The following is a 6822-nucleotide window of genomic DNA, read 5'->3' as shown; positions in this document are numbered from 1 at the left end:
GAAGATATCAGAAATTTACCAACACTTTTTGGCTATTATGCCCATTGCGAGTTTCACCTTCTGAGTCCGCCGTGGCGGATGGCAATCTCATATTCTCTTCCTCTTGTAGCGAGTCCGCCTCGGTTCGCCGCAGGCGAACGGTTCAGCGATTCTTAGTCTCATGAATATGACCTATCCCAGAGATAGTGGGAAAGAAAAGATCACACCGTCCGTCGTGACGGAGGTGGGTGACACCCCTCAAGAATATCAACACTGGTTACCGGCCTGCGCCGGAATGACATTAATAGTTAGTCGTTGAGAGGTGTCCTGTTTCAGGCGGGCAGGCGTGGCAAACTCAAATTCGCTTATCCGTGCAGGCTGGCGGCTTCATCTTAGACTTGCATAAGATTCATCGTCAAATTACACTTGGTAAACCCAAACCCGCAGCCCTTTTGCGATTGTATTGTTGACGAAAGATTATGCATAGTTTTGACCTCATACTCATGCTTGCTATCGGTTTTTCCGCCGCACTGATTTTCGGGTATATCACACAGCGCCTTGGACTTTCCCCCATTCTCGGCTATCTCCTCGCCGGGATCGTAGTCGGTCCGTTCACACCGGGATTTGTCGCCCATGCGGAATTAGCCGGACAACTCGCCGAGTTCGGCGTTATCCTCCTTATGTTCGGTGTGGGACTTCACTTCCATCTAAAAGACCTCATAGCTGTCAGGAAGATCGCCATCCCCGGAGCCGTAGGGCAGATAGTGACGGCAACTGTTCTCGGGGCGCTTGTCGCGACTTTCTGGGGCTGGTCGCTCGGAAGCGGAATCATTCTCGGTGTAGCCATTTCTGTTGCCAGTACGGTTGTGCTGACCCGTGTCCTAATGGATAATAATGTGCTGGATTCTCCCCAAGGCCATATCGCTGTCGGTTGGCTTATTGTCGAAGATATTTTTACGGTTTTGGTGCTTGTGCTTCTACCGGCATTTGCTTCATCTGTCAATGCTGAAAATGGAGGCTCAAACATATTTCTTGCCCTTGGCTCGGCAGTTTTGAAATTGGTCGTCCTCAGCGCTATCGTGCTTGTTGCAGGCAAGAGAGCAATTCCTTGGCTTCTCACCCAAGTCGCTCGCACGCGTTCACGCGAACTCTTTACCCTGACAGTACTGGCGCTCGCTCTGGCGATAGCATCGGGTTCGGCTATAATATTCGGAGCATCTTTCGCATTGGGCGCCTTTCTCGCCGGGATGGTGGTCGGCCAGTCAAAAGCAGGACTTCAGGCCGCGGCTGATGCTCTTCCCATGCGAGATGCTTTCGCGGTGCTATTTTTCATCTCGGTCGGAATGCTCTTTGATCCGAGTTTCTTGATTGCCAATCCCGGTTTGATTGTCGCCGTGCTGGCTATAATTCTCATCGCCAAACCGTTCATCGCGCTTGTTCTGGTTATTTTGTTGGGCTATTCTGTGCGAACTGCCATTACCGTTGCACTGGCTCTATCGCAGATAGGCGAGTTCTCTTTCATTCTCTCCTCGACCGCATTAAATCTTGGGTTGTTCTCGCAGGACGGCCAGAATGCCCTTATCGCCGCAGCCCTTATCACAATAAGTGTGAATCCATTGCTCTTTCGGGCATCTACCGGAATTGAAAAGTGGTTGCGGGGCAGACCGGCGCTTTGGAAGTTGCTTCACAAGCGAGCCGATGCCCGTGCAAAAAAGTCAAATATCGATGCCATTGCCAAGCTCTCCACCGAGGATGAAACAAACCGCGCTATTGTTATCGGCTATGGGCCGGTGGGTCAGACGGTTACTCGGATACTCGAGGATTTTGGCATTCATCCGGTTGTGGTCGAACTCAATATCGATACGGTCGACAGGCTCAACACACAGGGGATAACATCCATTTACGGCGATGCCGCGCGGCCTGAAATCCTCACCGCCGCAGGGGTGGTACAGGCGAAATTTCTTATTATCACTATTCCCGATTTGTTGAGCCGCATACCGGTCATATCGATCGCGAGAGAACTGAACGACAGTATCGTTATTCTGGTCAGAGCGCGCTATCTGGCAGAGAGGGTGATGCTTGAAGATTTGGGCGCAACATCGGTCTGCTATGAAGAGGCCGAAGCGGCAGTCGGGCTCTCGGAATTCCTTTTGCGGGCTGTGGGTGTGGAGGAGAGACTTATCCAAGCCGAGTCCGGCAAGATCCGAGCAGAACTGACGGAGTAAGGGGGGATATCGAAACAGGCTCACAACCCGTCATTGCCGCGTTTCGCTTTCTAAAGCGAAACGCGGCAATCTCAGTTCTCTTCGTCTTGGAGCGCGGGTCATTCTTATGCCCCACGAGTCTTCTCTGCCCGACACCAACGTTAAAATCACACCGTCCGTCACGGCTGAGTGTGGTACAAGACTGAAGAGAAGATGGACCCCCTAGCTTTCCCACCACAGCGGGCAGGCGCTGGGGTGACATTGCAATGAGTCATTGCGAGGAATGACTTCTGAGGCGCGATGAAGCAATTTCAGTTGATGTTCCGTTAGGTCTTGCACACATCGAAGATGTGAGTGTGACCTGACGGCCACACTGTGCGCGACAGTCCGCCGCGGCGGACCACACGAAAATTAAAGATATTCTGCTGAGCCTTATACCCGGATTCAGTCGCTAAAGAGATCGTCGAATTTTTTCTTGAGCGAATCTTTCGTGTCCGTTTTTTTCACAAGTCCACCGGGTCCTTTAATGGCCAGACGCATCTGGAAGAAATCACAGAAATTACTTTTCTCTTTGTGAGGGATATTGGTCTCGATCGGTTCCATGCACTGAAAGCGTCGGGTCGGGTCAAAATGCCGGCATCCGCGGCAACAACGCAGATCAGCAAGGCAGGCAACACAGGCATCAGCTCGGTTAACCCGGTCGGCAATGCCGGTTGGTTTCCCACAATTCCAACATATAAGTCCGTCTGTTGCCATAGCCTATCCTTTCGTTTCGCCTGAATAAATATATACTATTGCCCGAAATCGCCAAGGGCAAAAGTAAGTTTTGCTGAAACGGTAGGATTTTTTTAAGAGAATTCTCTAATATCGCTAATTCAGTTCACGGATAATCTGGTTGGCGAACTCATCAGTCGAGCAGGTGCCGCCTAGATCGCGGGTCAGGTGATTGTCAACAGCCAGAGTGTAGATCATCGCCCGCCAGATTTTATTGGCGGCTTCGTGCTCCCCGATATGGCGAAGCATCAGCACGGCGGAAAAAATAAGCGCACTCGGATTGGCGATATTTTTTCCGGCAATATCCGGCGCGGTGCCATGAACGGCCTCAAACAGGGCGCAATTCTCGCCGATATTTGCGCCCGGGACAAGTCCCAATCCTCCGACAAGTCCGGCGGCCAAATCTGAGACAATGTCCCCGAAAAGATTGCCCAATACGAGCATATCGTATTGGGTCGGATCCAGGACCAAATCCATACAGAGCGCGTCGATTATCCGATTGTTTGAGACAATGTCTGGATAGTCTTTTGCGACCTCCTCAAAAACCGACAGAAATAGCCCATCGGTGATTTTCATGATATTGGCCTTGTGAACGAGCGTAATCTTTTTGCGGCCATTGGCGCGGGCATATTCGAATGCCCATTTGGCAATCCGCCGCGATGCCTTTTCGGTGACTACTTTTGTGGCATGGGTCACGCCCGGCGAGACGACAGTTTCTATGCCGGCATAGAGATCCTCGGTGTTTTCCCGCACGACTATCAAATTCACATTATGGTAGCGCCGATTCAGACCGCTTATCGATTTGACCGGACGGAGATTCACATAGAGGTCCAGCTTTTGTCTCAGAGTGACATTGGCCGATTTGAAGCCTTTGCCGATTGGTGTTGTAAGGGGGCCTTTGAGAGCAATCTTATTTTTGCTAATGGACTCAATAAGCGAATCGGGAACGGTCGAGCCAAATTTTTCAATCGCCTGGAGTCCTCCAAGCTGGTAATCCCAGTCAATATCCACTCGGGCGGCATCCAGTATTCGCACAGTTGCGGCGGTAACTTCGGGGCCGATGCCATCGCCCGGGATAAGGGTAATTGTGTGCTTTGCCATTTTCCTCTTTTGTTAAACTCGACATATTTTACTGAAAAACCGGCACGAATAAAAGCCCGATTCCATGCATAAATGATTTTTTCTATGAAAGATGTCGCACAACTTCAACTATTGTCTTGACATTAAGGCTTCAAGATTTTATAATTGCGTCTCTGACTGTTGTTAATTCCTCGCGCACACTGACTAAGCATCAGGCTTACCGAACATGAAACGGTATAAGTCTTGCTGTTTATCCGCCATCGTTGCCTCACAGGCAACTTGAGCGCCTGTTCTCGTGACCGGAGCTTTTGCTATACATAAAATTTATGACACATAACCCTTCCCTCGCGGGAGGACGTGTGTGCATTCGCCCGCAGTGGGGGGGAAGCCCGTCCCAGTTGAGAGATTGGGGCGGGTGAATTTTATGGGGAGGTAAGGATAGCTTCAATTATGAGCATAAATCACTCGTAATCGGATTCGAGGTACTCTTTGGTAGTCGATTGGCGGGAGAGACGCTGAGAGAGTTTTTTCGAAAATTCGACCGCCGAGTTTTCGCCATAGACTTTGAGCATATGATTCATGGCGATAACTTCGGATATAACTGTGATGTTTTTCCCCGGCGATATCGGCACATTGAGAATCGGGATTTGCACCCCCAGAATAGTTGTCGTGTTGTCTTCAAGCCCCAGCCGCTCATAGGTCGCGGTTTCATCCCATGTGGTCAGATGAACTTCGACTTCGACACGCTTCTGCAGACGAATGGCGCGGATACCGAAAAGCTCCTCAAGGTCGATAATCCCCACGCCGCGAATTTCCATATGATGCCCAAGCAGTTCCGAGCCTGAGCCGATAATGACATCGGGAGCCACACGAGTAATCTTGCAGATATCATCGGCGACCAAACGATGCCCACGCTCGACGAGGTCAAGGGCGACTTCTGATTTTCCAATTCCCGAGCGGCCGGTATAAAGCAGTCCGACACCGTAGACATCGACAAGTGTGCCATGGACATTTGTTGAAGGGGCAAATTTGTGATCTAAAAACGCCGAAAGCCGGTTAGTCAGCTCGGCCGTTGTCAATCGGCTGGAGATGATGGCCGTGTTATACCTGTCACCGCAATCGATAAACTCAAGCGGCGGCGTGATCCCTTTGGATATTATCACAAGCGGAATGTCGGCGGCGAACATCATATTCGAAATTTCAAGCAGGCGTTCTTGGGCGAGCTGAGCCATGTAGCCGACCTCGGTTTCACCCAGGACCTGAATGCGTTTGTTGGGAAAGCGTTCGAAATAGCCGGTGAGGGCAAGTCCCGGCCGGTGGACTTCGGCATTGAGAATATCTTTTTGCAGGCCGGAGGAATTTGAACTGAGGAGGGTCAGTTCAAGTTCATTGGTGCGCGAGAGGTAGAGTTGTTCAACTGTTATAGTCGCCATGGTAAAATCAATATAGAATTATCATGCGACACGGGGCAAGCTTGTATTTATTAAAAAACCCCGCCGAAGCGGGGTTCCTCTGTGATTTTGGCGGGCTGTGCCATCACCGTATTAAGAACGAGAAGTCTATTTCTTTTCAAGAGCCTGAAGCCGGGCGCGAAGTTCTTCGAGCTCGGCCTGAAGTTTTTTCATGCTTTGCTGGTATTCATCAGAGTCAAATGACCATGAGCCGTCATCATTATTCCCGCGATGGAGACCGCGCATTGCTGGCATATTGAAATTGAAGTTCCCCATATCGGGTATCGAGAAGTTATTCATATTTCCCCAGGTCGATTCGTATTCGCGCTCTTCGACGGTGACCGAGATTATCATTTTATTTTTATTGCGAGTGATAGACAATTCGGCCTTTTCGCCGTCTTTTTTGTCGCGGATGACCGATTGCAGATCGCCGGAATCAAAAATTTCATCGCCGTCGGCTGAAATAATCACATCGCCGGCTTTGAGACCCGCCTTGGATGCCGGGGAATCTTTCTCGACCTCGGTCACAACCACGCCGCCTTTGCCGGTCACGCCAAAATAGTCCGAAAGCTGGTCGTTGAGTTCAAAGAGCGAGACGCCGATATACCCCTGCAATGACATAGAAGTATTCATTCTATTCGGAGCATTTGGGGTTTGCGGAGCGCGAGGGGCTTTAGGGGCATTATCACTGCGAAACATCCGCATATTGTCATTATCGTTGTCATCGCGCTCATCAAGAGTCGCTTTGAGGTTCAGCTCTTTACCGTCGCGCATAATTTTGACGGTGACTTCGTCACCGGCTTTTCCGGCAGAGACTTTGGCAATAAGCTCATCTTCGTCTGTAATTCTGTCGCCATTGAGGGCGATAATAATATCGTCTTCTTCGATTCCGGCCTTTTCGGCGGGAGAGTCATCGACGACGGAATTGACAATGACGCCATAAGCAACTTTGAGTTTGAAGGCGTCCACGAGGTCGTCATCGACTGTTTGGGTAAAGACACCGAGGCGGGCATGATTGGTGTTCGGGGAGCGTTTGGAGCGATATTTTGTCTGGGCGATAGTGTCGCCGCCGATGAAAAGCACAGCCAATGCAAAGATAAGAGACTGCGGGAGAATCCTTTTCATAGTGTTAGTACTCCTTTAAAAAAGTGGTTGTTGGTCGTATATCTGGTCGGTTGTACGTGAGTTTTTTTGATTTGTTCCGCAAGGCTCAAGCGGGCATTTTAATTTTTATTATAGATAAAATAGGACGGAAAAAGGCGTTGACAACGGCCGGAAAAGGGATATACTATTGCCTGCCTTTGAAGCGGTTACGGAGCTTTTGTGAGACAATC

General features: G+C 50.2%; 5 protein-coding genes. 1 reads left to right on the top strand and 4 read right to left on the bottom strand.

From position 1 onward, the window contains the following. Nucleotides 1-458: 458 nt before the first annotated feature. Complete coding sequence (locus SGI97_10075) at nt 459-2204, top strand: cation:proton antiporter (protein MDZ4724234.1); 1746 nt, start codon at nt 459-461, stop codon at nt 2202-2204. 423 nt (nt 2205-2627) lie between these two features. Here SGI97_10075 and SGI97_10070 read toward each other — a convergent pair whose 3' ends face one another. The 4 genes from SGI97_10070 to SGI97_10055 all read right to left on the bottom strand — a co-directional run bounded on the left by SGI97_10070 (nt 2628) and on the right by SGI97_10055 (nt 6613). After that, nucleotides 2628-2939, bottom strand: coding sequence for a hypothetical protein (locus tag SGI97_10070; GenBank protein ID MDZ4724233.1), 312 nt, complete (start codon nt 2937-2939; stop codon nt 2628-2630). Between the two features lie 114 nt (nt 2940-3053). Then, entirely contained in the window at nt 3054-4058 is a 1005-nt protein-coding gene (locus SGI97_10065) for an isocitrate/isopropylmalate dehydrogenase family protein (GenBank protein ID MDZ4724232.1), read from the bottom strand. A gap of 440 nt (nt 4059-4498) precedes the next feature. Beyond that, nucleotides 4499-5470: an HPr(Ser) kinase/phosphatase gene (gene hprK / locus SGI97_10060; GenBank protein MDZ4724231.1), complete on the bottom strand. Its 972-nt coding sequence runs from the start codon at nt 5468-5470 to the stop codon at nt 4499-4501. Between the two features lie 126 nt (nt 5471-5596). Continuing rightward, nucleotides 5597-6613 carry a PDZ domain-containing protein gene (locus tag SGI97_10055; GenBank protein ID MDZ4724230.1) on the bottom strand — a complete coding sequence of 339 codons (1017 nt, stop codon included), beginning with the start codon at nt 6611-6613 and terminating at the stop codon, nt 5597-5599. Between the last annotated feature and the right edge of the window lie 209 nt (nt 6614-6822).

The sequence above is a fragment of the Candidatus Zixiibacteriota bacterium genome (assembly GCA_034439475.1).
GTDB lineage: Bacteria > Zixibacteria > MSB-5A5 > GN15 > FEB-12 > JAWXAN01.
This window is presented reverse-complemented; position numbering and strand designations above follow the sequence as displayed.